At 38.4% G+C, this 22766-nt stretch carries 35 protein-coding genes; 2 read left to right on the forward strand and 33 right to left on the reverse strand.

Annotation, left to right across the window (positions count from 1 at the left end; translation table 11 throughout):
- Positions 1–304 precede the first annotated feature (304 nt).
- Entirely contained in the window at positions 305–997 is a 693-nt protein-coding gene (locus NF867_RS04405; protein WP_252586385.1) for a hypothetical protein, read from the reverse strand.
- 308 nt (positions 998–1305) lie between these two features.
- Between NF867_RS04405 and NF867_RS04410 the strand changes: the two genes are divergently transcribed.
- Entirely contained in the window at positions 1306–2706 is a 1401-nt protein-coding gene (locus NF867_RS04410; RefSeq protein WP_252586386.1) for an undecaprenyl-phosphate glucose phosphotransferase, read from the forward strand.
- A gap of 11 nt (positions 2707–2717) precedes the next feature.
- On the forward strand, positions 2718–4331 hold the full coding sequence (locus NF867_RS04415) for a hypothetical protein (RefSeq protein ID WP_252586387.1): 1614 nt from the start codon (positions 2718–2720) through the stop codon (positions 4329–4331).
- On the opposite strand, the gene NF867_RS04420 is transcribed toward NF867_RS04415, so the two are convergent.
- The 32 genes from NF867_RS04420 to fusA all read right to left on the reverse strand — a co-directional run bounded on the left by NF867_RS04420 (position 4328) and on the right by fusA (position 22698).
- Positions 4328–5068 carry a tyrosine-protein phosphatase gene (locus NF867_RS04420; protein ID WP_252586388.1) on the reverse strand — a complete coding sequence of 247 codons (741 nt, stop codon included), beginning with the start codon at positions 5066–5068 and terminating at the stop codon, positions 4328–4330. The two genes, NF867_RS04415 and NF867_RS04420, sit on opposite strands and share 4 nt — an antisense overlap.
- 88 nt (positions 5069–5156) lie before the next feature.
- Positions 5157–5654 carry a 50S ribosomal protein L17 gene (gene rplQ / locus NF867_RS04425; protein WP_252586389.1) on the reverse strand — a complete coding sequence of 166 codons (498 nt, stop codon included), beginning with the start codon at positions 5652–5654 and terminating at the stop codon, positions 5157–5159.
- Positions 5655–5762: 108 nt separating this feature from the next.
- Complete coding sequence (locus NF867_RS04430; RefSeq protein ID WP_252586391.1) at positions 5763–6758, reverse strand: DNA-directed RNA polymerase subunit alpha; 996 nt, start codon at positions 6756–6758, stop codon at positions 5763–5765.
- Between the two features lie 106 nt (positions 6759–6864).
- Positions 6865–7473 carry a 30S ribosomal protein S4 gene (gene rpsD, locus NF867_RS04435; RefSeq protein WP_252586392.1) on the reverse strand — a complete coding sequence of 203 codons (609 nt, stop codon included), beginning with the start codon at positions 7471–7473 and terminating at the stop codon, positions 6865–6867.
- Positions 7474–7548: 75 nt separating this feature from the next.
- Complete coding sequence (gene rpsK, locus NF867_RS04440; protein WP_252586393.1) at positions 7549–7941, reverse strand: 30S ribosomal protein S11; 393 nt, start codon at positions 7939–7941, stop codon at positions 7549–7551.
- A 98-nt stretch (positions 7942–8039) separates the two neighbouring features.
- Positions 8040–8417 carry a 30S ribosomal protein S13 gene (gene rpsM / locus NF867_RS04445; protein ID WP_237847264.1) on the reverse strand — a complete coding sequence of 126 codons (378 nt, stop codon included), beginning with the start codon at positions 8415–8417 and terminating at the stop codon, positions 8040–8042.
- A 27-nt stretch (positions 8418–8444) separates the two neighbouring features.
- The gene (gene rpmJ, locus NF867_RS04450) at positions 8445–8561 is read right to left on the reverse strand and encodes a 50S ribosomal protein L36 (RefSeq protein WP_014681250.1); all 117 of its coding nucleotides are present in this window, start codon (positions 8559–8561) and stop codon (positions 8445–8447) included.
- A 1-nt stretch (position 8562) separates the two neighbouring features.
- On the reverse strand, positions 8563–8781 hold the full coding sequence (gene infA / locus NF867_RS04455; RefSeq protein WP_014681251.1) for a translation initiation factor IF-1: 219 nt from the start codon (positions 8779–8781) through the stop codon (positions 8563–8565).
- An 8-nt stretch (positions 8782–8789) separates the two neighbouring features.
- Entirely contained in the window at positions 8790–9563 is a 774-nt protein-coding gene (gene map / locus NF867_RS04460) for a type I methionyl aminopeptidase (RefSeq protein ID WP_252586395.1), read from the reverse strand.
- 23 nt (positions 9564–9586) lie between these two features.
- Positions 9587–10909 carry a preprotein translocase subunit SecY gene (gene secY, locus NF867_RS04465; RefSeq protein ID WP_252586397.1) on the reverse strand — a complete coding sequence of 441 codons (1323 nt, stop codon included), beginning with the start codon at positions 10907–10909 and terminating at the stop codon, positions 9587–9589.
- Between the two features lie 10 nt (positions 10910–10919).
- A complete protein-coding gene (gene rplO / locus NF867_RS04470; RefSeq protein ID WP_252586399.1) occupies positions 10920–11366 on the reverse strand; it encodes a 50S ribosomal protein L15 in 447 nt (148 codons plus the stop codon).
- Positions 11367–11370: 4 nt separating this feature from the next.
- Positions 11371–11550, reverse strand: a complete 180-nt coding sequence (gene rpmD / locus NF867_RS04475; protein ID WP_252586401.1) for a 50S ribosomal protein L30 — start codon at positions 11548–11550, stop codon at positions 11371–11373.
- Between the two features lie 4 nt (positions 11551–11554).
- On the reverse strand, positions 11555–12073 hold the full coding sequence (gene rpsE, locus NF867_RS04480; protein ID WP_252586403.1) for a 30S ribosomal protein S5: 519 nt from the start codon (positions 12071–12073) through the stop codon (positions 11555–11557).
- Positions 12074–12083: 10 nt separating this feature from the next.
- The gene (gene rplR, locus NF867_RS04485) at positions 12084–12434 is read right to left on the reverse strand and encodes a 50S ribosomal protein L18 (protein WP_252586405.1); all 351 of its coding nucleotides are present in this window, start codon (positions 12432–12434) and stop codon (positions 12084–12086) included.
- Between the two features lie 7 nt (positions 12435–12441).
- On the reverse strand, positions 12442–12999 hold the full coding sequence (rplF, locus tag NF867_RS04490; RefSeq protein WP_252586407.1) for a 50S ribosomal protein L6: 558 nt from the start codon (positions 12997–12999) through the stop codon (positions 12442–12444).
- An 18-nt stretch (positions 13000–13017) separates the two neighbouring features.
- Positions 13018–13416 (reverse strand): 30S ribosomal protein S8, encoded by a 399-nt coding sequence (gene rpsH, locus NF867_RS04495; protein ID WP_252586408.1) that lies wholly within the window; start codon positions 13414–13416, stop codon positions 13018–13020.
- An 87-nt stretch (positions 13417–13503) separates the two neighbouring features.
- A complete protein-coding gene (gene rpsN / locus NF867_RS04500; protein WP_103790497.1) occupies positions 13504–13773 on the reverse strand; it encodes a 30S ribosomal protein S14 in 270 nt (89 codons plus the stop codon).
- Positions 13774–13778: 5 nt separating this feature from the next.
- Positions 13779–14327: a 50S ribosomal protein L5 gene (rplE, locus tag NF867_RS04505; protein ID WP_252586409.1), complete on the reverse strand. Its 549-nt coding sequence runs from the start codon at positions 14325–14327 to the stop codon at positions 13779–13781.
- Entirely contained in the window at positions 14327–14662 is a 336-nt protein-coding gene (gene rplX, locus NF867_RS04510; RefSeq protein WP_252586411.1) for a 50S ribosomal protein L24, read from the reverse strand. The genes rplE and rplX overlap by 1 nt, the downstream gene beginning before the upstream one ends.
- 1 nt (position 14663) lies before the next feature.
- The gene (gene rplN / locus NF867_RS04515; RefSeq protein ID WP_014681263.1) at positions 14664–15032 is read right to left on the reverse strand and encodes a 50S ribosomal protein L14; all 369 of its coding nucleotides are present in this window, start codon (positions 15030–15032) and stop codon (positions 14664–14666) included.
- Entirely contained in the window at positions 15032–15286 is a 255-nt protein-coding gene (gene rpsQ / locus NF867_RS04520; RefSeq protein WP_103790500.1) for a 30S ribosomal protein S17, read from the reverse strand. Before rpsQ ends, rplN begins: the two co-directional genes overlap by 1 nt.
- A 14-nt stretch (positions 15287–15300) precedes the next feature.
- Positions 15301–15507, reverse strand: coding sequence for a 50S ribosomal protein L29 (rpmC, locus tag NF867_RS04525; RefSeq protein ID WP_252586413.1), 207 nt, complete (start codon positions 15505–15507; stop codon positions 15301–15303).
- Between the two features lie 31 nt (positions 15508–15538).
- Positions 15539–15961, reverse strand: coding sequence for a 50S ribosomal protein L16 (gene rplP / locus NF867_RS04530; RefSeq protein ID WP_103790502.1), 423 nt, complete (start codon positions 15959–15961; stop codon positions 15539–15541).
- Between the two features lie 35 nt (positions 15962–15996).
- Positions 15997–16839 carry a 30S ribosomal protein S3 gene (gene rpsC, locus NF867_RS04535; RefSeq protein WP_252586415.1) on the reverse strand — a complete coding sequence of 281 codons (843 nt, stop codon included), beginning with the start codon at positions 16837–16839 and terminating at the stop codon, positions 15997–15999.
- Between the two features lie 19 nt (positions 16840–16858).
- Positions 16859–17212, reverse strand: coding sequence for a 50S ribosomal protein L22 (rplV, locus tag NF867_RS04540; protein ID WP_103790504.1), 354 nt, complete (start codon positions 17210–17212; stop codon positions 16859–16861).
- 3 nt (positions 17213–17215) lie between these two features.
- On the reverse strand, positions 17216–17485 hold the full coding sequence (gene rpsS, locus NF867_RS04545; RefSeq protein ID WP_103790505.1) for a 30S ribosomal protein S19: 270 nt from the start codon (positions 17483–17485) through the stop codon (positions 17216–17218).
- Positions 17485–18309 (reverse strand): 50S ribosomal protein L2, encoded by an 825-nt coding sequence (gene rplB, locus NF867_RS04550; protein ID WP_252586417.1) that lies wholly within the window; start codon positions 18307–18309, stop codon positions 17485–17487. Before rplB ends, rpsS begins: the two co-directional genes overlap by 1 nt.
- A 12-nt stretch (positions 18310–18321) precedes the next feature.
- Positions 18322–18612 (reverse strand): 50S ribosomal protein L23, encoded by a 291-nt coding sequence (gene rplW / locus NF867_RS04555; protein ID WP_252586419.1) that lies wholly within the window; start codon positions 18610–18612, stop codon positions 18322–18324.
- Between the two features lie 8 nt (positions 18613–18620).
- Entirely contained in the window at positions 18621–19250 is a 630-nt protein-coding gene (gene rplD, locus NF867_RS04560) for a 50S ribosomal protein L4 (RefSeq protein WP_252586420.1), read from the reverse strand.
- A 2-nt stretch (positions 19251–19252) separates the two neighbouring features.
- Complete coding sequence (rplC, locus tag NF867_RS04565) at positions 19253–19870, reverse strand: 50S ribosomal protein L3 (protein ID WP_252586421.1); 618 nt, start codon at positions 19868–19870, stop codon at positions 19253–19255.
- Between the two features lie 287 nt (positions 19871–20157).
- Positions 20158–20463, reverse strand: coding sequence for a 30S ribosomal protein S10 (gene rpsJ / locus NF867_RS04570; RefSeq protein ID WP_103790513.1), 306 nt, complete (start codon positions 20461–20463; stop codon positions 20158–20160).
- Positions 20464–20589: 126 nt separating this feature from the next.
- Entirely contained in the window at positions 20590–22698 is a 2109-nt protein-coding gene (gene fusA, locus NF867_RS04575) for an elongation factor G (protein WP_252586422.1), read from the reverse strand.
- Positions 22699–22766 lie beyond the last annotated feature (68 nt).

Consider the following 22766-nt stretch of genomic DNA (forward strand, 5'->3'; position numbering starts at 1 on the left):
TCACAGGATATATGCCCTAATAAAAAACCAAACCACCTATAAAAATGATTTGGTTTTGTCATAGAAATCAGGGTGACATCAATTTCAGGCTGAGCGCAAGCACGAAACATGAGGAGTCTGTCCGAGCCCGTCACCCTGAGCGCAGTCGAAGGGCTGAGCCGTCATGCTAAGCGTGTCATGCTGAGCGCAGTCGAAGCACGAAGCACGAAGAACGAAGTACTATGCACACAAAATAATTACATAAAAAAAAAGGATTGTCAAACAATGACAATCCTTCTATATTTTAGTTGTGTAGCTTAAAATACTATCTCCACATATAATATACCTTCTCCGGTCCAAATGTATAACGTAAACCAATGGTAACTATATCAAATGCATCGCTATATTTATTATCAAATTTAGGATTATAGCCATCAATATTATCCGTTAACCCAATACAATGCTGCATATTCAGATTAATTTCGATAGGTGTTTCCAACCCATATTCAGTAAACTTAAAGTTTATACCTGTATTTATAGGTATAAAAGCATTGGTTCCTGAATATTTAGCACCACCCATATCAGGATGTTGATAGTCCATAGCAATATTATTGTACTCATTCATTTTGCTCGAAACTATACCAAGACCAGCTCCGAAATAGATATTATTCCAGAAACCATAAGTTTCTTTCCACCATGGATGAATGATTTCGCCCAAGCTCATATTTATCGAGCCTGAAAAAGTAGAATAATCACTCACAAATGCTCTACCGTACTGATCAGGAGACATTTTAGAAAACTTACCGTCGTTATAATTAAGACTAAAATAAGTAAACGGGGTAAAGTGACACTCTGCAGAAAGCCCTAAATTAAAATTCACATCACCATTTGCTGCGTCCATATTGGCTCGTGAAGCACCGGCACTTAAGGTAGCTGAAAATCTGTTATATCTGAACTGCGCGGAGGCTGAAAAATAACTTATAGTAAACAATACTAGCAAAAGAAAGTACTTCTTCATGATCTTAACTTTGGTTTAATTTAATATGGGGTTGAAAATATAGCTTATTTATATGCTTTACAAGCTTTTTGTTTATTAAAGTAAAAAAATATTATAAAAACTGTTTTTGAAAACAAGTAATTAACTATTAATTAATAACTACGCTTGTTAAATAGTAACGAACTCTATAACAGGCAATTACAACTAATTACTTACATCTAATTATATTTCAAAATACTTACTAATTAGTATTTATACTTACTTTCTTTTTTTATAGTTTCGAAAATCTAAAAATACAATCAAACCGCTCCTCAACCAAACCGCTTGCAATGACAAATAAGTACTCTTCTTTTTTAAAGGGGCTCAATATTATTATTGATTTTACACTATTGAACCTATCCTTTTATATAGGATATGTTATCCTTAATAATAAATGGGATATGGAAATTGGTCCAAGTCATAACCTGACCCATGTCATCCTTATGAATCTGATCTGGTACCTATCTTCTCGTATTTGTCATTTATACACTGATGTTTTCATTCGAGAAGCAGTACCCAGCTTTAAATCGATGCTTCGGTCATTAATTTTTTATGGGCTATTAATGGTGTTCATCCAAAAAAACATCTTGTATTTACCCTATGATTCCACACTTCTCGTAATAAGTTTTACCTTCTTTACCACAACAATAATTATCTGGAAGTTAATATTTCTATTGCAGAGACGACCGCACAAGAATTCATTAACCGAGTTTAAACCTATTGTTATCGTGGGAACAGGCCGGAACGGCTTAGATCTATATCATTATTTCAGTAACAATGCTTATTTAGGCTATAAAGTGATGGGCTTTTTTAATCACGAAGGAGATGGATCAAGTGTTAAAAACAATATAAATGTTATCGGCAAAATTGATGATTGCATTGAATTTGTTAGAAAAAAAAATATAGGTGAGATATTTTGTGCATTACCGGATAAAGACTTTGAGTACATCAACAAATTAATGCACGATGCCGACAAGCATCTTATCCGATTTAAACTGGTACCGGATGTTAAAGATTATTTTAAGAAGAATGTAATGGTTCAGTTATACGGGCACTTGCCTGTATTGAGTCCGCGCATGGAGCCGTTAGAAAGCAAAGGTCATCAGATTTTAAAGAGAAGCTTCGATATTATTTTCTCCTTATTTGTCATTGTCTTTATCCTAAGTTGGGTAGTTCCCTTTCTTGCCTTACTTATTAAGCTTGAATCTCGCGGTCCGGTCTTCTTTCGTCAAATCAGATCTGGAAAAGATAACAAGCCTTTTTATTGTCTCAAATTCAGAAGTATGACAGTAAACAAGGATGCTAACTCCGTGCAGGCCACAAAGAACGACAAACGTATTACCAAGATCGGCAGGTTTCTTCGAAAAACAAGCCTGGATGAATTACCGCAGTTTATTAATGTTTTGATTGGAAATATGTCGGTAGTTGGCCCGCGACCTCACATGATAAAACATACCAAAGAGTATTCAGCAATCATCGATAAATTCATGGTTCGGCATTTCTTAACACCTGGCATCACAGGTTGGGCCCAGGTTAATGGCTTACGGGGAGAAACTAAAACCCATAAAGACATGAAAAAAAGAGTGGAAGCCGATATATGGTACCTTGAAAACTGGTCCATCCTACTCGATCTTAAGATTATTTTCATGACTATTTACAATGTCTTTGCCGGCGACAAAAAAGCCTATTGATTTCTATTACCATGCTTAAAAAATCACTCATACTATTTGCTTTTATCCTGCTAAGCTTTACTACTGTATACGCCCAACAACAAACTATATACCTTAACAGGGACTATAATAGAGTTATTGAAAGAGCTTTGCTTTTAAAGCAAAAGACCTATCATAGCAATATGCGTCCTTTTTTATATAGCAATCTTGATAGTTTAGTAGCTATTGATTCTGCTGTAAATGCTTATTTCAATACTGATACTGCTAGAAAAAACAATTGGTTTTTAAGAAAACTAACCCAGGAGCATTTAGGAAACGTTAATCAATCGAACATTAGAATTTATGCCGATTTGTTGCTTGAGCTTAATGTAGGAAAAGAGTTAAACCGTGGTAATATATTTACTAATACCCGTGGGGCCCAATTAGCGGGAGATATAGGCAATAAATTTTCATTTTATACGGCTATAACCGAAAATCTCTCCCAATTCCCTGAATACCTCAACAACTATATTAAGGAACATAAAGTAGTGCCAGGTCAAAGTGTGGCTAGAATAAGCCCTAAGGGAACAGTTGATTATGGAGTTCCGTATGGCTACATCAGTTATTCACCTAATGCAAACTTTAACTTTCAACTTGGGCAGGGTAAAAACTTTATAGGGGATGGCTATCGTTCTCTGTTCCTTTCTGATGGCAGTTATACCTATCCATATTTTAAAATCAGCACCACTTTTTGGAAAATTAAATATACCAACCTATGGACCCAATATGTTGATGCCAGCGGTGAGTTCAAGTTTACCAACACCAGAAGCTTCCCCAAAAAGTATGCTTCCTATCAGTTCTTATCCTATCAGGTTAACCGCCGGCTTAATCTAAATTTTTTCCAGGCATTAGTCTGGCCTCAGGATAGCACTGGTAATCCTATTGAATGGGCCTATATTAACCCAATGATCTATTTTAATGCTCTTAACTTTAATATGGGATCTCCGGCAAATTCATTAATGGGCTTAGGATTTAGTTATCAGTTAATGAAAAGTCATAAACTATACGGGCAATTGCTGCTGGATGACTTTAACTTAGGAAATCTTTCAAAACAGGGTGGCACATTCTTTCAGGAAAAGTATGCCTATCAACTGGGTTGGAAATACTTTGATGCGTTAAACGTTCCCAACTTATATTTTCAGGCAGAGTTCAATCGATCTCGTCCCTACGTATACACGCATAGAACCCTCAAGATCAACTATACCCATTTTAATGAACCTTTAGCGCATCCTTTAGGAGCTAACTTTAATGAGTTGATACTTATTGGGGCCTATAAGTTCAGAAAACTGGAGCTAAACGGAAAAATTAACTTTGCAACTTACGGTGCCGATACCACCGGCACACATTTTGGCAAAAACATTTTCTTATCTGATTACGACTCTCAGTATGGTCAAAATTCGTTTGGAAACTATACCGGGCAGGGTATCAAAACAAAGCTGACCAACGTACAAGCTGATTTGAGCTACCTCGTTAATCCTAAAACAAATCTGAAATTATGTTTAGGGTTATCGAAAAGAGTTGAATCAAGTTCTGTAATTTCCACTAATTCTATTATGGTTTATATTGGAATTAAAACTGCCTTGAATAATTTCTATTATGATTTTTAAACAATCGAATTATTCTGCTCAACAGCTTTTAACAACATTGGTTCAACAGAGGTATCAATAAGGCTTTTTAAGGCATTTAAATGCTTCTCATGATGCAGATCAGTGCCAACAAAATCAACAAGCCCTTCTCTTAGCAGTTTTAACGCCAAGGCTTTCTGTTTAGAGCCATAGTATCCGGTAACTGAGTTTAGGTTTAACTGAAGCTTACAGCCTAATTCTTTAAAATGATGAAGGTTATCGTGATTTTGCAAATAATAATTATAACGCTCGGGATGAGCTAGTAATGGGGTATATCCTTTTGCTTTCAGATCAAAAATTACCCGTTCTACAAGCAATGATTCCTGCATAAACGACATTTCAAATAAGATGTATTGATCCCTCCCAAAACTCAAAAGCTGATTATTAGCTATTAATTCAAGAAACTGCTCATCAATAAAATATTCTGCAGCAGTGTCAAACTCTATCTTTAATCCAACCTGGGTTATGGCATTCCTAACTTCGTCGCAACCCTTTAAAATTGTACTCATACTATTTGGGTACATATCCATCATTACGTGAGGAGTTGTAATAACATACTCATAACCCAGCTCCTGCAGCTCTGTTAAATAATTAATCGTAGTTGGTAAGTCAGGTGAACCATCATCAATACCCGGGATCAGATGAGAATGAATATCCACCTTAGGAAATGAAAAAGGTACGGATTCAACCTTATTTTTCTTATTAAATAAACCAAACATAAAACGAAACTACGAAATGAATATAAAACAGAAAAGGGAACGCCCGAAGGTATTCCCTTTAATATTTAAAGATTGAATCTTTGCGAAATTATTCAGCTGATTCAGTTGCCGGAGCATCAGCAGCAGGTGCCTCAGTAGCAGCTTCAGCTTTTTTAGCTTTACCACTTCCTGCACGACGACGAGTTGCTTTGGCTTTCTTAACTTCTACTTTACCTGCAGAATAAACAGTGTTATAATCTACAAGCTCGATGAAGCACATTTCAGCGTTATCACCCATACGATTACCAGTTTTGATAATGCGAGTGTAACCACCGTTACGTTCAGCAATTTTAGTCGCTATTTCACGGAATAACTCAGTAACTGAGTCTTTATTCTGAAGATAGCTAAATACTGTACGACGATTGTGAGTCGTATCAGACTTTGCCTTTGTCATTAAAGGCTCTACATAAGTGCGTAAAGCTTTTGCTTTCGCTAATGTAGTAGTGATTCGTTTATTTAGAATCAAAGAAGAAGCCATATTCGACAACATCGCTTTGCGGTGCGCGTCGGTTCTTCCTAAGTGATTAACTTTTTTACCGTGTCTCATTTCTGTATGCTATTGAAGCTTGACGTCTGAAGTTTTCGAAGTCTTCCTTTAAGTTGAAGTCAGCACTTCTGTGACTTCGGACCTCCTACTTCTTACATCGGATAAATTTTATAAATCCTCGTCTAATTTGTATTTAGAAAGGTTCATGCCGAAGGTTAAACCTTTCGACTTAACTAATTCCTGAATCTCAGTAAGTGATTTCTTACCGAAGTTTCTGAATTTTAACATATCAGCAACATCGTAAGTAACCAACTCGGCAAGAGTTCTGATATCAGCTGCTTTCAAGCAGTTTAACGCACGTACAGAAAGATCAAGGTCCTGAAGTTCGGTTTTCAAAATCTTACGCATATGTAAAATTTCTTCATCCACTTCTTTTGATTCTTCTTTCGCTTGAGTTTCAAGCATAATACGTTCGTCAGAGAACAACATGAAATGCTGAATCAGGATTTTAGCAGCCTCTTTAAGGGCTTCCTCAGGGTGAATTGAACCGTCGGTAACAATATCCAAAACTAATTTTTCATAGTCTGTTTTTTGTTCTACACGATAATTCTCAATCGAATACTTCACATTTTTAATAGGAGTATAAATTGAGTCGATCGCGATTACACCAACATTCGCATCTGCCGATTTATTTTCTTCAGCCGGAACATATCCTCTGCCTTTGTTTACTGTTAACTCTAATTCAAGAGTTACTTCAGTATTCATATTGCAGACAATAAAATCAGGATTTAATACCGTAAAGTTACTTGAGAACTTAGTGATATCACCTGCTGTAAAAGCATCTTGTCCGTTGATTACAACAAAAATCTTTTCTGAGTCGCCACTTTCGCCGGTTTTTTTGAAACGTACCTGTTTCAAATTGAGGATAATTTCGGTTACGTCTTCAACTACCCCTTTAATGGTAGAGAATTCGTGCGAAACACCTGCAATTTTAACACTGGTAATTGCGTAACCTTCTAAAGATGATAATAAAATCCTGCGCAAAGCATTTCCGATGGTTACGCCAAAGCCAGGCTCTAACGGACGGAATTCAAAGAGACCTTGAAAATCGGTCGCTTTTTGCATGATTACTTTGTCAGGTCTTTGAAACGCTAAAATTGCCATTTGAGATTTTTAAACTTATATAATTAGTTAAGCGTTAATTTACAATATTGATGGTTATTTGCTAATATAGAATATTTCTTCACAAATAACCATCAACCATTAACTACTATTTAGAGTATAACTCGACGATCAAGTGTTCCTTAATATTTTCAGGAATCTGATCTCTTTCAGGTAATGTAAGGAATGTACCTTGCATCTCTGCTTTGTTCCACTCTAACCAGTTGTATTTAGATACTCTGTTTGCTGATAATGAAGTAGTGATAGCCTCTAATGATTTAGATTTTTCACGAACACCAATAACGTCACCAGCTTTAAGCGAGTACGAAGGAATATTTACAATTTTACCATTTACAGTGATATGTTTGTGACCGATCAACTGACGTGCAGCAGCACGTGATGAAGCGATACCTAAACGGTAAACAGTATTATCTAAACGAGCTTCCAAAAATTTCAATAGCATCTCACCGGTAACACCTTGTTTACGAGAAGCTTTATCGAAAGTTAAAGCAAACTGTTTTTCTAAAACGCCATAAGTATATTTAGCTTTTTGTTTTTCAGCTAATTGTACTGCGTATTCAGATTTTTTAGCACGTCTTTTTGATGCGCCATGTTGACCTGGAGGATAGTTTTTCTTTTCTAAAACTTTGTCAGGTCCAAAGATAGGCTCATTAAACTTACGAGCAATCTTTGATTTTGGTCCAATATATCTAGCCATGTTCTTGTTTTTAAAGTATTAGTACCCTGTAGGCACTAAATCTTAGCTTTAAAACCTATAATAAATAATAATTAATTAAACTCTTCTGCGTTTTGGAGGACGGCAACCGTTGTGAGGAAGCGGGGTAATATCCTTAATAGAACTGATCTCCAAACCTACAATTTGTAAAGTACGCATTGCCGACTCACGTCCAGCACCTGGGCCTTTAACAAATACTTCAATTTTACGTAAACCAAGGTCGTGCGCAACTTTACCGCAATCAGTAGCAGCTTGTGCAGCAGCGTAAGGGGTATTTTTCTTAGAACCTTTAAAACCCATTTTACCAGCAGAAGACCAAGAAATTGCTTGTCCCTGATTATTGGTAAGGGTGATAATAATATTGTTAAAAGTAGCGTTAATGTGAGCTTGGCCTTGAGCCTCAACCACTACAATGCGCTTCTTAGTAACTTTTTTTGATGATTTAGCCATTCTTATAGTTAAACTTAAAAGTATACCCTTAGTAATTCCTCTAAGGGAGGTGATCAGTTATCGAAATCACTTCAATAACCCCAGTTAATTATCTACTACTATCTAGTAGCTTTTTTCTTACCAGCAACAGTCTTACGTTTACCTTTACGGGTACGTGAGTTGTTCTTAGTACGTTGACCACGAAGTGGAAGACCTTTACGGTGACGAACACCACGGTAGCAACCAATATCCATCAAACGTTTAATGTTTAACTGCACTTCTGAACGAAGAGCACCTTCAACTTTAAATTTCTGATCGATAATTGTACGAATTGCACCTAGTTGATCATCATTCCAATCTTGCACCTTAGTATTCCAATCAATACCAGCTTCAGTTAAAATTTCTTGAGCTGATTTACGACCGATACCAAAAATGTAAGTTAGGCCGATTTCTCCTCGTTTGTTTCTTGGTAAATCAATACCTGCTATCCTTGCCATATTTAATTCAATCTATTAAGTTCTAAATTACCCTTGACGCTGTTTGTACTTAGGATTCTTTTTGTTAATAACATAAAGTTTCCCGTTTCTGCGAATGATTTTGCAATCAACGCTACGCTTCTTAATTGATGCTTTAACTTTCATTTTATTTATACCTATAAGTGATACGCCCCTTGGTTAAATCGTAAGGCGACATTTCTAATTTAACTTTATCGCCAGGTAAAATTTTGATGTAATTCATTCTCATTTTACCCGAAATGTGTGCAATAATTTCGTGCCCGTTTTCAAGTTCTACACGAAACATTGCATTTGATAATGCTTCTCTAATGATTCCGTCCTGCTCAATTGAGGATTGTTTTGCCATTTAGTATATTATTTTGCTAATACTTCTTCTATACATGAGAAAGTTGATAACACATCCGCTTTTCCATTAGAAACAGCTATAGTGTGTTCAAAGTGAGCTGAAGGTAAGCGGTCCTGAGTGAAGATTGTCCACCCATCATTTGCTTGCTTAACTCGGTGTGTTCCCATATTAATCATGGGTTCAATCGCAATTACTAAGCCCTCCTGAAGTTTCATTCCCGAACCACGTTTACCGTAATTAGGAACTTGAGGATCTTCATGCAAATGCTTTCCAACTCCATGGCCCACCAACTCTCTAACTACTCCGTATCCATGCTTTTCGGCATGTTCCTGAACAGCATAACTGATATCGCCTAACCTCATTCCAACAACCGCTTTCTCTATTGCAAATGCTAAGCATTCTTTAGTAACATCAAGCAATTGCTGAACTTCAGGGGCAATTTCACCAACCGCGAAAGTGTAGGCTGAATCACCGTAAAACTTGTTTTTAAGAACACCACAATCAACAGAGATGATATCCCCTTCTTTTAACTCGTTTTTAGTTGGGAACCCATGCACCACTACTTCATTTACTGAAATACATAGTGATGCAGGGAATCCTTCATATCCTTTAAATGCAGGTATCGCTTTATTGTCGCGGATAAACTCCTCGGCAATTTGATCAAGCTTAAGGGAAGTAACTCCCGGCTTAATATGTTTAGCAACTTCTGCTAATGTTTTTGAAACTAATAAAGAACTTTCACGAATTAGTTCAATCTCTTCTGCTGACTTATAATGTACCATCCAGGCTTTCCCTCAATACGATATTATTGAACTGCAGAAGTCGCAGGTGTACGACCTTGAATTCTGCCTGTCTTCATTAATCCATCATAATGACGCATTAATAAATGACTTTCGATCTGTTGTAATGTATCAAGAACTACACCTACGGTAATCAATAAAGAAGTTCCACCAAAGAAGTGGGCAAATCCTGCCGTAACCCCAGCTTTCATAGCTATTGAAGGCATGATCGCAATAATTGCTAAGAATACCGAACCAGGGAAAGTAATGCGTGAAACGATCTGATCGATAAAATCAGCAGTTGGTCTTCCTGGTTTAACACCTGGTACAAAACCTCCGTTACGTTTCATATCATCAGCCATCTGAACCGGATTAACCGAGATAGCCGTGTATAAGAAAGTAAAAAGGATGATTAAAATGGCAAACGATGCGTTGTAGGTTACCGAAGTAAAGTCACGGAATTCACCTAACAAACCACTAGAAGCTGCTTCAGGGAAGAATTGACCAATGGTGGAAGGAATAAACATGATTGCTTGGGCAAAAATGATAGGCATAACACCAGCAGCATTCACTTTTAAAGGAATGTACTGACGAACGCCACCATATTGTTTATCACCTACGATACGTTTTGCGTATTGTACCGGTATTTTACGAGTACCCTGAACAATCAGGATAGCGAACATAACAATACCTAATAAAATAACATTTTCGATAATGAAGGTGATAACACCACCTGCACCACCTAAACGGGTTTGAAGTTCTTGTACTAACGACAATGGCAAGCGAGCAATGATACCTACCATGATAATGATAGAAATACCGTTACCAATACCTTTGTCAGTAATTTTCTCACCTAACCACATTACAAACATGGTACCTGCGGTAAGAATCACTACTGATGACAATGTGAACAAAGAAGCGTTCACTATTACGGCTTCAGCAGGAACCATGGTTTTTAAGTAACCGATTGCCTGCGCTGCAGTAATAACAACTGTCAGAATACGAGTAATTTTATTGATTTGTCGACGGCCACTTTCGCCTTCTTTCTGCATCTTCTGGAAAGATGGAACCGCTATCGTTAATAACTGAATAACGATTGAAGCCGAGATATACGGCATTACACCCAGTGCGAACACTGATGCACGAGAAAATGAACCACCCGCAAACATATTAAGCAACCCAAGAATACCTTCTTGGGCGCTTTGTTTTAAATGCGTTGGGTCAACTCCCGGTAATACGATATAAGAACCAATACGGTAAATCAATAGGAACAAGAGAGTATTTAGAATACGAGTTCTAAGATCCTCGATATGCCAGATGTTTTTAAGAGTGCTTACCAGTCGTTTCATGTATTTACAATTACAGCTTTACAACAACACCACCTTGAGCTTCGATAGCCTGAACAGCTTTTTCAGAGAAAGCATGCGCTTTAACTTCAACTTTAGCTTTCAGTTCTCCACGGCCCAAGATCTTCACCAAGTCAGATTTTGAAACTAAACCATGAGCTCTCATAGCCTCGTTATCAATAACTGATAAGTTAAATTTCTCCGCTAACCCTTGTAAAACATCTAGGTTGATACCTACATATTCTACACGGTTAATATTTTTAAAGCCAACTTTTGGCAAACGACGCTGTAAAGGCATCTGGCCACCTTCAAAACCAATTTTGGTTGAGTTACCAGAGCGAGATCCAGCACCTTTATGACCACGAGTAGAGGTTCCACCTTTACCAGATCCAGTACCGCGACCTATACGCTTACCATGCTTTACAGAACCTTCTGCAGGTTTTAAACTACTTAAGTTCATATCATTAAATATTTTCAATTGCTACCAAATGTGTTACTTGTTTCACCATTCCGATAATAGCCGGAGTAGCTTCAACCTCTACACTTTTATTAATCTTGGTCAACCCTAAAGCTACCATCGTTTTCTTTTGGCGCTCTGAACGGTCGATAACGCTCTTAATTTGAGTGATTTTTATCTTAGCCATTTTCTTAACCGTTAAATACTTTGTCCAAAGATACTCCACGTTGCTGAGCTACAGATACTGCATCACGCATTTTAGTTAATGCATCAATAGTAGCTTTAACTACGTTATGAGGGTTTGATGATCCTTTTGATTTTGCTAATACGTCGGTAATACCAGCTGACTCAAGAACCGCACGCATCGCACCACCGGCAATAACGCCAGTACCGTGAGCTGCAGGTTTAATGAATACATAACCACCTGAGAATTTACCGTGCGCTTCGTGAGGAACAGTACCTTTTAATACAGGAACTTTTACCAACGATTTTTTAGCGTCATCAACACCTTTTGAAATTGCTTCGGTAACCTCTTTCGCTTTACCTAAACCATATCCTACTACGCCGTGCTCATCACCTACCACTACGATAGCTGAGAAACTGAAGGTACGACCACCTTTAGTTACTTTGGCAACACGTTGAATAGAAACCAAGCGGTCTTTCAACTCGATTTCGCTAGATTTAACTCTTTTAATATTTGCAGTTGACATTGTTCTTCAATTAAAAGTTTAAACCGCCTTCTCTCGCGCCTTCAGCCAATGATTTCACTCGACCGTGGTACAGGTAACCATTACGATCAAATACTACAGTTGTAATACCTGCCGCTACAGCTTTTTCAGCGATTAATTTACCTACTAATTTTGATTGCTCAGATTTGTTTACATTGGTAGCCAATTTATCAGCTAATGTAGAAGCTGATACTAAGGTTTTACCTGCAACATCATCAATGATTTGAGCATAGATACCTTTGTTGCTACGGAATACAGTTAAACGTGGACGCTCAGTACTTCCGGCAATATTTTTTCTGATACCTTTTTTAATTCTGTCTCTACGACTTAATTTACTTGCCATGGCTCAATTATTTCTTACCAGCTGATTTACCAGCTTTTCTACGTAAAACTTCACCTTCAAATTTAACACCTTTACCTTTATATGGCTCAGGAGCACGCAACGAACGGATCTTTGCAGCCACCTGTCCAATTAACTGCTTATCGATCCCTTCAAGGATGATAGTAGGGTTTTTACCCTTTTCAGCAGTGGTAGAAACTTTAATTTCTGCCGGTAATTGGAATACATAGTGGTGAGAGAATCCTAACACAAGATCAAGTGTATTACCTTGGTTTGAAGCACGGTAACCCACACCTACTAATTCTTGTGTAATTTTATATCCTTCGGTAACGCCTTTAACCATGTTGTTTAACAAAGCGCGGTATAAACCGTGTAATGCTTTGTGACGTTTTTGGTCTGTTGGACGTTGAACCAGTAATTTTCCGTCTTCAACTGCAACTGTGATATCGGTATCGATGGCTTGAGTTAACTCGCCTTTAGGACCTTTTACAGTTACTACGTTCTCAGGAGATACAGTTACCTGAACGTTCGAAGCTAGTGCGATTGGTAATTTACCTATACGTGACATTTCTTCTACTTCCTCCTATTAATAAACGTAACATAATACTTCACCGCCAATTTTCTGAGTACGAGCCTCTTTGTCGGTCATAACACCTTTTGAAGTAGAAAGGATGGCAACACCTAAACCGTTCAATACGCGAGGAAGTTCTTCAACACCTACGTACTGGCGGTGGCCAGGTTTACTGATTCTTTCAATCTTTGTAATTGCAGAAAGATTATTAATCGGGTTGTACTTCAACGCGATTTTAATAACTCCCTGAGGTCCAGCCTCTTCAAACTTAAAGTTTGCGATGTATCCTTTATCAAAAAGTACTTTTGTAATTTCCTTTTTGATATTAGATGCAGGAATTTCGACAACCCGGTGGTTGGCCTTAATGGCATTCCTTACTCTGGTTAAATAGTCTGCTATTGGATCACCTAACATTTTTATTTATATTAATTCATAAAAAACGAGGCGCAAAGATACAAAGTATCCTTGTGCCTTGAAAATATTTTTATATTTTTTTATTGATTACCAGCTAGATTTGGTTACACCTGGAATTTTACCGTGTGAAGCCATCTCGCGGAACAACACCCTTGAAATACCGAACTGACGCATATAACCGCGTGGACGTCCGGTGATTTTACAACGGTTGTGTAAACGAACCGGAGAAGCATTTTTAGGTAATTTATCCAAGGCTACGTAATCACCTGCTGCTTTTAATGCCGCACGTTTCTCAGCGTATTTATCAACCAATTTTTGGCGTTTAACCTCACGGGCTTTTACTGATTCTTTAGCCATTATCCTTATTTTTTAAATGGAATTCCGAATGATTTTAACAATTCAAATGCTTCAGCATCAGTATCAGCCGAAGTAACGAAGGTAATATCCATACCCATGATCTTGTTGATTCTATCAATGTTGATCTCTGGGAAGATGATTTGCTCGGTAACACCTAAAGTGTAGTTACCTTTGCCATCAAAACCTTTATCGTTAATGCCTTTGAAATCACGGATACGAGGTAAAGCAACGGCGATCAAACGATCTAAGAATTCGTACATGTTGTTATCACGTAAAGTAACACGAACCCCTACAGGAACGTTTTTACGTAATTTAAAGTTCGAAATATCTTTTTTCGATTTTGAAGCTACCGCTTTCTGACCTGAGATAATGGTCATTTCTTCAACAGCATTGTCAATAAGTTTTTTGTCAGATACTGCAGCACCAACACCTTGGCTTAAACAGATCTTCAATAACTTAGGAACTTGCATGCTGCTTTTGTATTCAAATTTCTCTTTCAAAGCAGGCACTACATCTGCAGTGTATTTTGCTTTTAATCTAGGTACGTATGACATTACTTGATTACCTCCCCTGAAACTTTAGCGTAACGCACTAATTTACCATCAACCAATTTACGTCCAACGCGAGATAGTTTACCTGATTTAGGATCAACTAATTTCAAGTTAGAGATATTGATTGGAGCTTCCATCTTAACGATACCACCGTTAGGATTTTTAGCATTAGGTTTAGTGTGCTTAGAAACCAAATTTGCACCTTCAACAGTTGCACGGTTTTTTTCGATATCTACAGCTAGTACTTTACCTTGAGTACCTTTCGCATCACCTGCGATAACTTTCACTAAATCACCAGTACGGATCTTTAGCTTAGGCTGTTTAACAGTTTTTTTCATATTATAACACCTCCGGAGCTAATGATACAATTTTCATGAATTGTTTCTCTCTCAACTCTCTGGCAACAGGGCCAAAGATACGAGTACCACGTGGCTCGTCCTGGTTGTTTAACAACACAGCAGCATTATCATCGAAACGGATGTATGAACCATCTTTACGACGTACTTCTTTTTTGGTACGAACTACTACGGCTTTCGATACAGTTCCTTTTTTCACGTTTCCAGAAGGAATAGCGTGTTTTACAGAAACAACGATCTTGTCACCAACAGAAGCATAGCGCTTGCCGGTACCGCCTAGAACTCTAATACATAATACTTCTTTGGCACCACTGTTATCAGCAACAGTAAGCCTGCTTTCTTGTTGTATCATTATTTAGCCCTCTCAATAATTTCGATTAATCTCCAGTTTTTATTTTTACTCAGCGGACGAGTTTCCATAATTGACACAGTATCACCGATACCGCACTCGTTTTTCTCGTCATGAGCCATAAATTTGGTAGTTTTCTTAATAAACTTACCATAAATCGGGTGCTTAACTTTACGTTCAACAGTAACGACAACAGACTTGTCCATTTTGTTACTAATGACTTTCCCGATTCTTACTTTTCTTAAGTTTCTTTCCATTTTACTTAAAAGTATTATTGCTGGTTGGCAGCAGCTTTATTGCGCTGAGTCAACTCAGTGTTTAAACGAGCAATGTCCTTACGAAGAGCCTTGATTTTTAGAGGATTTTCAAGCGCTGAAACTGCGTGACCAAACTTAGCTTTCGTTAAGTTTGCTTCTTCTTCCGCAATACGAGCTTTGATTTCTTCTACAGTTAACTCTTTAATTTCTGCGTATTTCATTGTTTTAAATTTTTACCGGTTCAACAATAGATTAAGCTTCTACGTAATCTCTACGTACTACGAACTTAGTTTTTACCGGAAGTTTCTGAGCTGCTAAACGCAACGCTTCTTTCGCTGTTTCCAGTGATACACCTTCTGCTTCGAACATAATACGACCAGGTTTAACTGGAGCTACCCAATATTCAGGAGCACCTTTACCTTTACCCATACGTACCTCTGCAGGTTTTTTGGTGATAGGCTTATCAGGGAAAATACGGATCCATACTTGTCCTTCACGTTTCATTGAACGGGTAACCGCAATACGGGCCGCCTCAATCTGACGTGCAGTGATCCAGCATTCTTCAAGAGATTTGATTCCGAATGAGCCGAATTCTAGTTCGAAACCACGCTTGGCATTGCCTTTCATTTTGCCTTTCTGCGTCTTTCTAAACTTCGTTCTCTTTGGCTGTAACATATTATTATACTTTAATAATGTTCTCTAAATATAAATTATCTTTTTCCGCCACGGTTTTGACCGCCTTTGCCACGATTGTCGCCACCACCACGGTTTTGACCGCCACGGTTATCACCGCCACGTCCACCACCACGGTTATCACGACCACGACCGCCTTTGTTATCGCGACCACCTCTTTCGTTAAATGAAGCAGCACCTTCACGGCCTTTACCGGCAGCTTGTTGTGCACCTACATTTGGAGAAAGATCACGTTTACCAAAAACTTCACCTTTACAGATCCAAACTTTGATACCTAATTTACCATAGGTAGTTTGAGCTTCTGACAAAGCATAGTCAATATCAGCACGGAATGTGTGTAATGGAACACGACCATCACGGTATTGTTCAGTACGAGCCATCTCAGCACCACCTACACGGCCAGATACCATAATTTTGATACCTTCAGCACCCATACGCATGGTTGAAGCGATAGCTGTTTTCATTGCACGACGGAATGAAATACGAGCCTCTAATTGTTTAGCTACGCTTTCACCTACTAAAGTAGCGTCTAACTCAGGACGTTTGATCTCGAAAATGTTGATTTGAACATCTTTCTTAGTGATTTTCTTCAACTCTTCTTTGATCTTGTCAACTTCCTGACCACCTTTACCAATCACGATTCCCGGACGGGCAGTGTGAATAGTAATAGTGATACGTTTTAAAGTACGCTCAATAACAACTTTAGCTACACCGCCTTTAGCGATACGAGCTTTTAAGTATTTGCGGATTTTATCGTCTTCTACCAGTTTATCAGCGTAGTTATTGCCACCAAACCAATTAGAATCCCATCCACGGATGATGCCCAAACGAGCACTAATCGGATTAATTTTTTGTCCCATGTTTTCTTCTAATTAGTTATTAGTTAGCACTATTTTTACTGTCAACTACTAATGTCACGTGGTTTGAACGCTTTCTGATACGGTAACCGCGACCCTGAGGAGCAGGACGTAAACGTTTTAACTGACGGCCACCGTCAACAAAAACAGTTTTTACATACAACTCAGCATCTTCAATGCGAGTACCTTCATTTTTTGCCGCCCAGTTTGCAACAGCAGATAATAAGAGTTTCTCAACTCGTACTGAAGCTTCCTTGGTGTTATATTTCAAAATGTGTAAAGCATGTTCTACCTTTTGACCTCTGATCAGGTCAACTACCAAACGCATCTTACGAGGCGAGGTAGGGCAATCATTTAATTTTGCTACTGCTTCCATTTTTTATTTCTTTTTATCGCTACCATGTCCACGGAATGTACGTGTAGGAGCAAATTCACCTAATTTGTGTCCAACCATGTTTTCAGTTACATACACCGGAATAAATTTATTACCGTTGTGTACTGCGAATGTATGACCTACGAAATCCGGAGAAATCATTGATCTACGAGACCAGGTTTTGATAACTGATTTTTTACTCGCTTCATTTTGAGCAAGTACTTTGCTCTCTAAGTGATGAGCGATATAAGGACCTTTTTTAATTGAACGAGCCATTATTTTTTCCTTCTTTCAATAATGTGACGATTCGATGCTTTTTTCTTTGAGCGGGTTTTGAAACCTTTCGCTAATAAACCTTTGCGTGAGCGAGGGTGACCTCCAGAGGCTCTACCTTCACCACCACCCATTGGGTGATCAACAGGGTTCATTGCAACACCACGAACACGTGGACGGATACCGATCCAACGGTTACGACCAGCTTTACCTTTACGCTCTAATTGGTGATCTGAATTAGATACTGCACCAATAGTTGCTAAACATGATAATAAGATCATACGGGTTTCGCCAGAAGGCATTTTAACTACCGCATATTTACCATCACGAGCAGCTAACTGTGCGTACGCACCAGCTGAACGAGCTAAAGTACCGCCTTGGCCTGGGTTTAACTCAATGTTATGAATTACCGAACCTAAAGGGATATTTTTTAATGGTAATGCATTTCCTACTTCAGGAGCTGCATTCTCGCCTGATTGAACTTTTTGACCAACTTTTAAGCCGGCTGGAGCAATAATGTAGCGTTTTTCACCATCAGCATAATTCAATAATGCGATAAATGCTGTACGGTTAGGATCGTACTCAATTGTAGCTACAGTAGCAGGGATTTCAGGTTTATTACGTTTGAAATCGATGATACGATAAGCTTTCTTGTGTCCACCTCCGATATAACGCATGGTCATTTTACCATCATGGTTACGACCACCGCTTTTCTTAATAGAGGTTACCAGCGATTTTTCAGGGATGTTGGTTGTGATTTCAGAGTAATCAGCGCCAATTCTGAAACGGGTACCCGGAGTGATTGGTTTATATCTTTTAACTGCCATTTCTCTAATCAATTAAACTGTTCCGTAAAAATCGATGGTTTCGCCTTTGGCTACTGTTACCACCGCTTTCTTAAATGAAGGGGTTCTACCCGCTACGAAGCCACGTTTTGTACCGCGCGATTTAACTTTACCGCTATAGCGCATTGTGTTTACTGACTCAACAGTAACACCGTACATTTTTTGAATGGCCTCTTTAATCTGTATTTTATTGGCATTTTTGTCGACAACAAAAACGAAGCGATTTAACTTTTCAGTTAATCCAGCAACTTTCTCTGTCAATACCGGTTTCTTTAAGATTTCCATTGTTACTGTTACTTAGCAAATGACTCTTCGATAGTTTTAACTGAACTCGTAGTAAGCAAAAGCTTCGAAGCGTTCAATAACGCATAAGTGTTCAACTCTGAAGCAGTGATAACTTTTGCTTTCGGCAAATTACGGCTTGACAAGTAAACGTTTTTGTTGCCTTCCGCTAAAACCAATAAAGTTTTAGTATCGTTCAATTTTAAACCACTTACCAAGTTGGTGTAATTTTTAGTTTTAGCAGTATCGAAAGAAAAATCTTCTAAAACTACGATGTTGTTAGCAATAGCTTTGTAAGTCAATGCTGACTGACGAGCTAGTGATTTCAATTTTTTATTCAGCTTGAAGCTGTAATCACGAGGTTGTGGACCAAAAATACGACCTCCACCACGGAACAACGGGTTCTTGATGCTACCTTTACGAGAACCACCAGTACCTTTTTGCTTGTGCAGCTTGCGGGTTGAACCAGAGATTTCGTTACGTTGTTTCGATTTGTGAGTACCTTGACGTTGGTTCGCTAAATATTGCTTAACGTCTAAGTAAATAGCGTGGTCATTCGGTTCAATACCAAATATAGCGTCAGCAAGAGTAACGGTCTTGCCTGTTTCTTTTCCTGTAATATCTACTACTTTTACTTCCATGGCTATTTCTCCAAAATTACGTAAGAACCTTTAGCGCCAGGGATTGAACCGCTAACTACTAATAAATTCTGTTCAGTGAACACTTTTAAAACTTGTAAGTTTTGAACTTTCACACGGTTACCACCCATACGACCCGCCATGCGCATTCCTTTGAATACACGTGAAGGCCATGAAGATGCACCTAATGAACCAGGAGCTCTCAAACGGTTATGCTGACCGTGAGTTTGGCCACCTACCCCAGAGAAACCATGACGTTTAACAACGCCTTGGAAACCTTTACCTTTTGAAGTACCTACAACTTCAACATAGTCGCCTTCTGCGAAAAGGTCTACGTTTACAGTCTCACCCAACGCCTTTTCTTCCTCAAAGTGCTTGAATTCCACTAACTTACGTTTTGGAGTGGTGTTCGCTTTTTGGAAGTGTCCTAACAACTGTTTAGAAGTATTTTTCTCCTTCTTCTCGTCGTAGGCCAACTGGATCGCTGAGTATCCGTCTTTTTCTAAAGTTTTTACTTGCGTAACCACGCAAGGACCAGCTTCGATAACTGTGCATGGAATATTTTTTCCATCGGCACCGAAGATGCTGGTCATTCCAACTTTCTTACCTATAATACCAGACATTCTAAAAATTGATTAATTAATTAATTTTTCTCTTCCCTTCGCAGTTGCCGCTTTACAAGCTCAAACACTTTGGCGATGAGATTGTTACACTTTACTCGCTAAGGGACCGCAAAGGTAGAAAACAATTACTTAAAATCAAAGAGTTACGCAACTAATTTTTTATCAATATCTTAAGAATTAAAAAATATCACCTCAGTAAGCAAATCCCTGTTCTATAGCTTCCTTATATAATTAAAAAGGAGATGATCTTTCGACCATCTCCTTTTTAATTTTTTATTGTGAATCTATCACACTTTGATTTCTACTTCAACACCTGAAGGTAATTCAAGTTTCATCAAAGCGTCAACAGTTTTAGCGTTTGAACTGTAAATATCCAATAAACGTTTGTAAGAACATAATTGGAACTGCTCACGTGCTTTTTTGTTAACGTGTGGAGAACGAAGTACAGTGAATACTTTTTTCTCGGTTGGTAACGGAAGTGGTCCGCTAACTACTGCGCCAGTAGGCTTAACAGTTTTTACGATTTTATCAGCTGACTTGTCAACTAAGTTGTAATCGTAAGATTTTAATTTGATACGAATTCTTTGGCTCATTTTGTTTTTGTTTGTTTCGCCCCGTAAGAGCTATTTGCTACGGTTTGAAGATTATCTTTTGATTTGAGATTGAGATTTGCAATTGAGAAGATCTCGAATCACAAATCCCAATACTCATATCTGAATTTATGCGTTTGCTTTTTTGCCTTTTACTTTAGCAATTACTTCTTCAGCAATGTTTTTAGGAGCCTCAGCATAGTGAGAGAACTCCATTGTTGAAGTAGCACGACCAGAAGTAATAGTACGTAAGATAGTTACGTAACCAAACATTTCGCTCAATGGAACTTTAGCTTTGATTACTTGTGCACCGGCACGAGTATCCATACCTTCCAATTGACCACGACGTTTGTTCAAGTCACCCATAACATCACCCATGTTCTCCTCTGGAGTAAGAACTTCTACCTTCATGATAGGCTCCATTAACACTGGTTTAGCTTTAGGTAACGCTTCACGGAACGCTGCACGAGCACAGATCTCAAATGAAAGAGCATCCGAGTCAACCGCGTGGAATGAACCGTCAAATAAACGAACTTTCATGTCGGTAACTTCGTAACCTGCTAACACACCGTTAGCCATCGCTGATTTGAAACCTTTCTCAATTGAAGGGATAAACTCACGAGGAATTGAACCACCCACAATTTCGTTAACGAATTGTAAGCCGGTTTTACCTTCTTCAGTGATTGGAGAAATTTCAACCTGAATATCGGCGAATTTACCACGACCACCAGATTGTTTTTTGTAAACCTCACGGTGAGTAACAGAACCTGTGAATGCCTCTTTGTATGATACTTGAGGAGCACCTTGGTTACATTCTACTTTAAACTCACGTTTCAAACGGTCAACGATGATCTCTAAGTGAAGCTCACCCATACCAGAGATAATAGTTTGACCAGTATCTTCGTCAGTTTTAACGCGGAAAGTAGGATCTTCTTCAGCTAGTTTCGCTAAAGCCATACCTAATTTATCAACGTCGGCCTGAGTTTTAGGCTCAATTGCCAAACCGATAACTGGCTCAGGGAATTCCATCGCTTCAAGAACGATTGGATGTTTCTCATCACACAAGGTATCACCGGTTTTGATATCCTTAAATCCAACGATAGCAGCAATATCACCAGCACCTACGTTAGGAATTGGGTTTTGCTTGTTAGCGTGCATTTGAAAGATACGAGAGATACGCTCTTTGTTCTCAGAACGAGCGTTATATACGTATGAACCTGCTTCTAAGTTACCTGAGTAAACACGGATAAAGCACAAACGACCTACGAATGGGTCAGTTGCAATTTTAAATGCTAAAGCGGCAAATGGCTCTTTAACATCCGGTTTACGAACGATTTCTTCACCAGTATCAGGGTTAGTACCTTTAACTGCTTCCTGATCCATTGGCGAAGGCAATAACTCCATTACCAGGTCAAGCATAGTTTGTACACCTTTGTTTTTGAAAGATGAACCACAAACCATAGGAACGATAGAACCTGCTAATACAGCCTGACGTAATGCGTCTAATACTTCGCGCTCAGTGATTGAGTTAGGATCTTCGAAGAATTTCTCCATCAAAGACTCATCGTACTCAGCTACTGATTCTAATAATTTCTCTCTCCACTCAGCAACTTCGTCTAACATATCGTCAGGAATTGGAACTTCAGTAAAGGTCATCCCTTTATCGTGCTCATTCCAAACGATACCACGGTTGTTGATTAAGTCAACTACACCTTTAAACTGATCTTCAGAACCGATAGGTAATTGCAATGGAACTGCATTAGAACCTAACATATCTTTAACCTGTTTAACAACTTTTAAGAAGTCAGCACCTGAACGGTCCATTTTGTTAACGAAACCGATACGAGATACGTTGTAGTTGTTAGCTAAGCGCCAGTTAGTTTCTGATTGAGGCTCAACACCGTCAACCGCCGAGAATAAGAACACCAATCCGTCCAATACACGTAATGAACGGTTTACCTCTACGGTAAAGTCAACGTGACCAGGAGTATCGATAATGTTCACTTGGAACTTGTTACCTCTATAAGGCCAGAAAACGGTAGTAGCAGCAGAAGTAATGGTGATACCACGCTCAGCCTCTTGTACCATCCAGTCCATTGTTGAAGCACCTTCGTGAACCTCACCAATTTTGTGGTTTACACCGGCATAATAAAGAATACGCTCAGTAGTAGTGGTCTTACCCGCATCAATGTGAGCAGCAATACCAATATTTCTCGTGAATTTTAAGTCTCTTGACATTGTAATAATATTACAGTGATTATTGAAAATAGATTACACCGAAACCACGAATGGCTCGGTGTAATCCA

Origin of the sequence: Solitalea agri (assembly GCF_023914155.1) — a bacterium.
Taxonomy (GTDB): Bacteria; Bacteroidota; Bacteroidia; order Sphingobacteriales; family Sphingobacteriaceae; genus Solitalea; species Solitalea agri.

Bases quoted from the DNA above. Each gene is read 5' to 3' on its own strand.
- rplD (WP_252586420.1), bottom strand. From the start codon at position 19,250: ATGGAAGTAAAAGTAGTAGATATTACAGGAAAAGAAACAGGCAAGACC.
- infA (WP_014681251.1), bottom strand. From the start codon at position 8,781: ATGGCAAAACAATCCTCAATTGAGCAGGACGGAATCATTAGAGAAGCA.
- NF867_RS04415 (WP_252586387.1), top strand. From the start codon at position 2,718: ATGCTTAAAAAATCACTCATACTATTTGCTTTTATCCTGCTAAGCTTT.
- rpsK (WP_252586393.1), bottom strand. From the start codon at position 7,941: ATGGCTAAATCATCAAAAAAAGTTACTAAGAAGCGCATTGTAGTGGTT.
- rpmJ (WP_014681250.1), bottom strand. From the start codon at position 8,561: ATGAAAGTTAAAGCATCAATTAAGAAGCGTAGCGTTGATTGCAAAATC.
- rplE (WP_252586409.1), bottom strand. From the start codon at position 14,327: ATGTCATACGTACCTAGATTAAAAGCAAAATACACTGCAGATGTAGTG.
- rpmD (WP_252586401.1), bottom strand. From the start codon at position 11,550: ATGGCTAAGATAAAAATCACTCAAATTAAGAGCGTTATCGACCGTTCA.
- rpsJ (WP_103790513.1), bottom strand. From the start codon at position 20,463: ATGAGCCAAAGAATTCGTATCAAATTAAAATCTTACGATTACAACTTA.
- map (WP_252586395.1), bottom strand. From the start codon at position 9,563: ATGGTACATTATAAGTCAGCAGAAGAGATTGAACTAATTCGTGAAAGT.
- rplX (WP_252586411.1), bottom strand. From the start codon at position 14,662: ATGAAAAAAACTGTTAAACAGCCTAAGCTAAAGATCCGTACTGGTGAT.
- rplF (WP_252586407.1), bottom strand. From the start codon at position 12,999: ATGTCACGTATAGGTAAATTACCAATCGCACTAGCTTCGAACGTTCAG.
- NF867_RS04430 (WP_252586391.1), bottom strand. From the start codon at position 6,758: ATGGCAATTTTAGCGTTTCAAAGACCTGACAAAGTAATCATGCAAAAA.
- NF867_RS04420 (WP_252586388.1), bottom strand. From the start codon at position 5,068: ATGTTTGGTTTATTTAATAAGAAAAATAAGGTTGAATCCGTACCTTTT.
- rpsS (WP_103790505.1), bottom strand. From the start codon at position 17,485: ATGGCTCGTTCAATTAAAAAAGGTCCTTATATCGCTCATCACTTAGAG.
- rplO (WP_252586399.1), bottom strand. From the start codon at position 11,366: ATGAACTTAAGTAGTTTAAAACCTGCAGAAGGTTCTGTAAAGCATGGT.
- rpsN (WP_103790497.1), bottom strand. From the start codon at position 13,773: ATGGCTAAAGAATCAGTAAAAGCCCGTGAGGTTAAACGCCAAAAATTG.
- NF867_RS04405 (WP_252586385.1), bottom strand. From the start codon at position 997: ATGAAGAAGTACTTTCTTTTGCTAGTATTGTTTACTATAAGTTATTTT.
- rplB (WP_252586417.1), bottom strand. From the start codon at position 18,309: ATGGCAGTTAAAAGATATAAACCAATCACTCCGGGTACCCGTTTCAGA.
- rpsQ (WP_103790500.1), bottom strand. From the start codon at position 15,286: ATGGAAAGAAACTTAAGAAAAGTAAGAATCGGGAAAGTCATTAGTAAC.
- fusA (WP_252586422.1), bottom strand. From the start codon at position 22,698: ATGTCAAGAGACTTAAAATTCACGAGAAATATTGGTATTGCTGCTCAC.
- rpsD (WP_252586392.1), bottom strand. From the start codon at position 7,473: ATGGCTAGATATATTGGACCAAAATCAAAGATTGCTCGTAAGTTTAAT.
- secY (WP_252586397.1), bottom strand. From the start codon at position 10,909: ATGAAACGACTGGTAAGCACTCTTAAAAACATCTGGCATATCGAGGAT.
- rpmC (WP_252586413.1), bottom strand. From the start codon at position 15,507: ATGAAATACGCAGAAATTAAAGAGTTAACTGTAGAAGAAATCAAAGCT.
- rplV (WP_103790504.1), bottom strand. From the start codon at position 17,212: ATGGAAGCAGTAGCAAAATTAAATGATTGCCCTACCTCGCCTCGTAAG.
- NF867_RS04410 (WP_252586386.1), top strand. From the start codon at position 1,306: ATGACAAATAAGTACTCTTCTTTTTTAAAGGGGCTCAATATTATTATT.
- rplP (WP_103790502.1), bottom strand. From the start codon at position 15,961: ATGTTACAGCCAAAGAGAACGAAGTTTAGAAAGACGCAGAAAGGCAAA.
- rplN (WP_014681263.1), bottom strand. From the start codon at position 15,032: ATGATACAACAAGAAAGCAGGCTTACTGTTGCTGATAACAGTGGTGCC.
- rpsH (WP_252586408.1), bottom strand. From the start codon at position 13,416: ATGTTAGGTGATCCAATAGCAGACTATTTAACCAGAGTAAGGAATGCC.
- rplC (WP_252586421.1), bottom strand. From the start codon at position 19,870: ATGTCTGGTATTATAGGTAAGAAAGTTGGAATGACCAGCATCTTCGGT.
- rpsC (WP_252586415.1), bottom strand. From the start codon at position 16,839: ATGGGACAAAAAATTAATCCGATTAGTGCTCGTTTGGGCATCATCCGT.
- rplQ (WP_252586389.1), bottom strand. From the start codon at position 5,654: ATGAGACACGGTAAAAAAGTTAATCACTTAGGAAGAACCGACGCGCAC.
- rplR (WP_252586405.1), bottom strand. From the start codon at position 12,434: ATGGCAAGTAAATTAAGTCGTAGAGACAGAATTAAAAAAGGTATCAGA.
- rpsE (WP_252586403.1), bottom strand. From the start codon at position 12,073: ATGTCAACTGCAAATATTAAAAGAGTTAAATCTAGCGAAATCGAGTTG.
- rpsM (WP_237847264.1), bottom strand. From the start codon at position 8,417: ATGGCAAGGATAGCAGGTATTGATTTACCAAGAAACAAACGAGGAGAA.
- rplW (WP_252586419.1), bottom strand. From the start codon at position 18,612: ATGGAAATCTTAAAGAAACCGGTATTGACAGAGAAAGTTGCTGGATTA.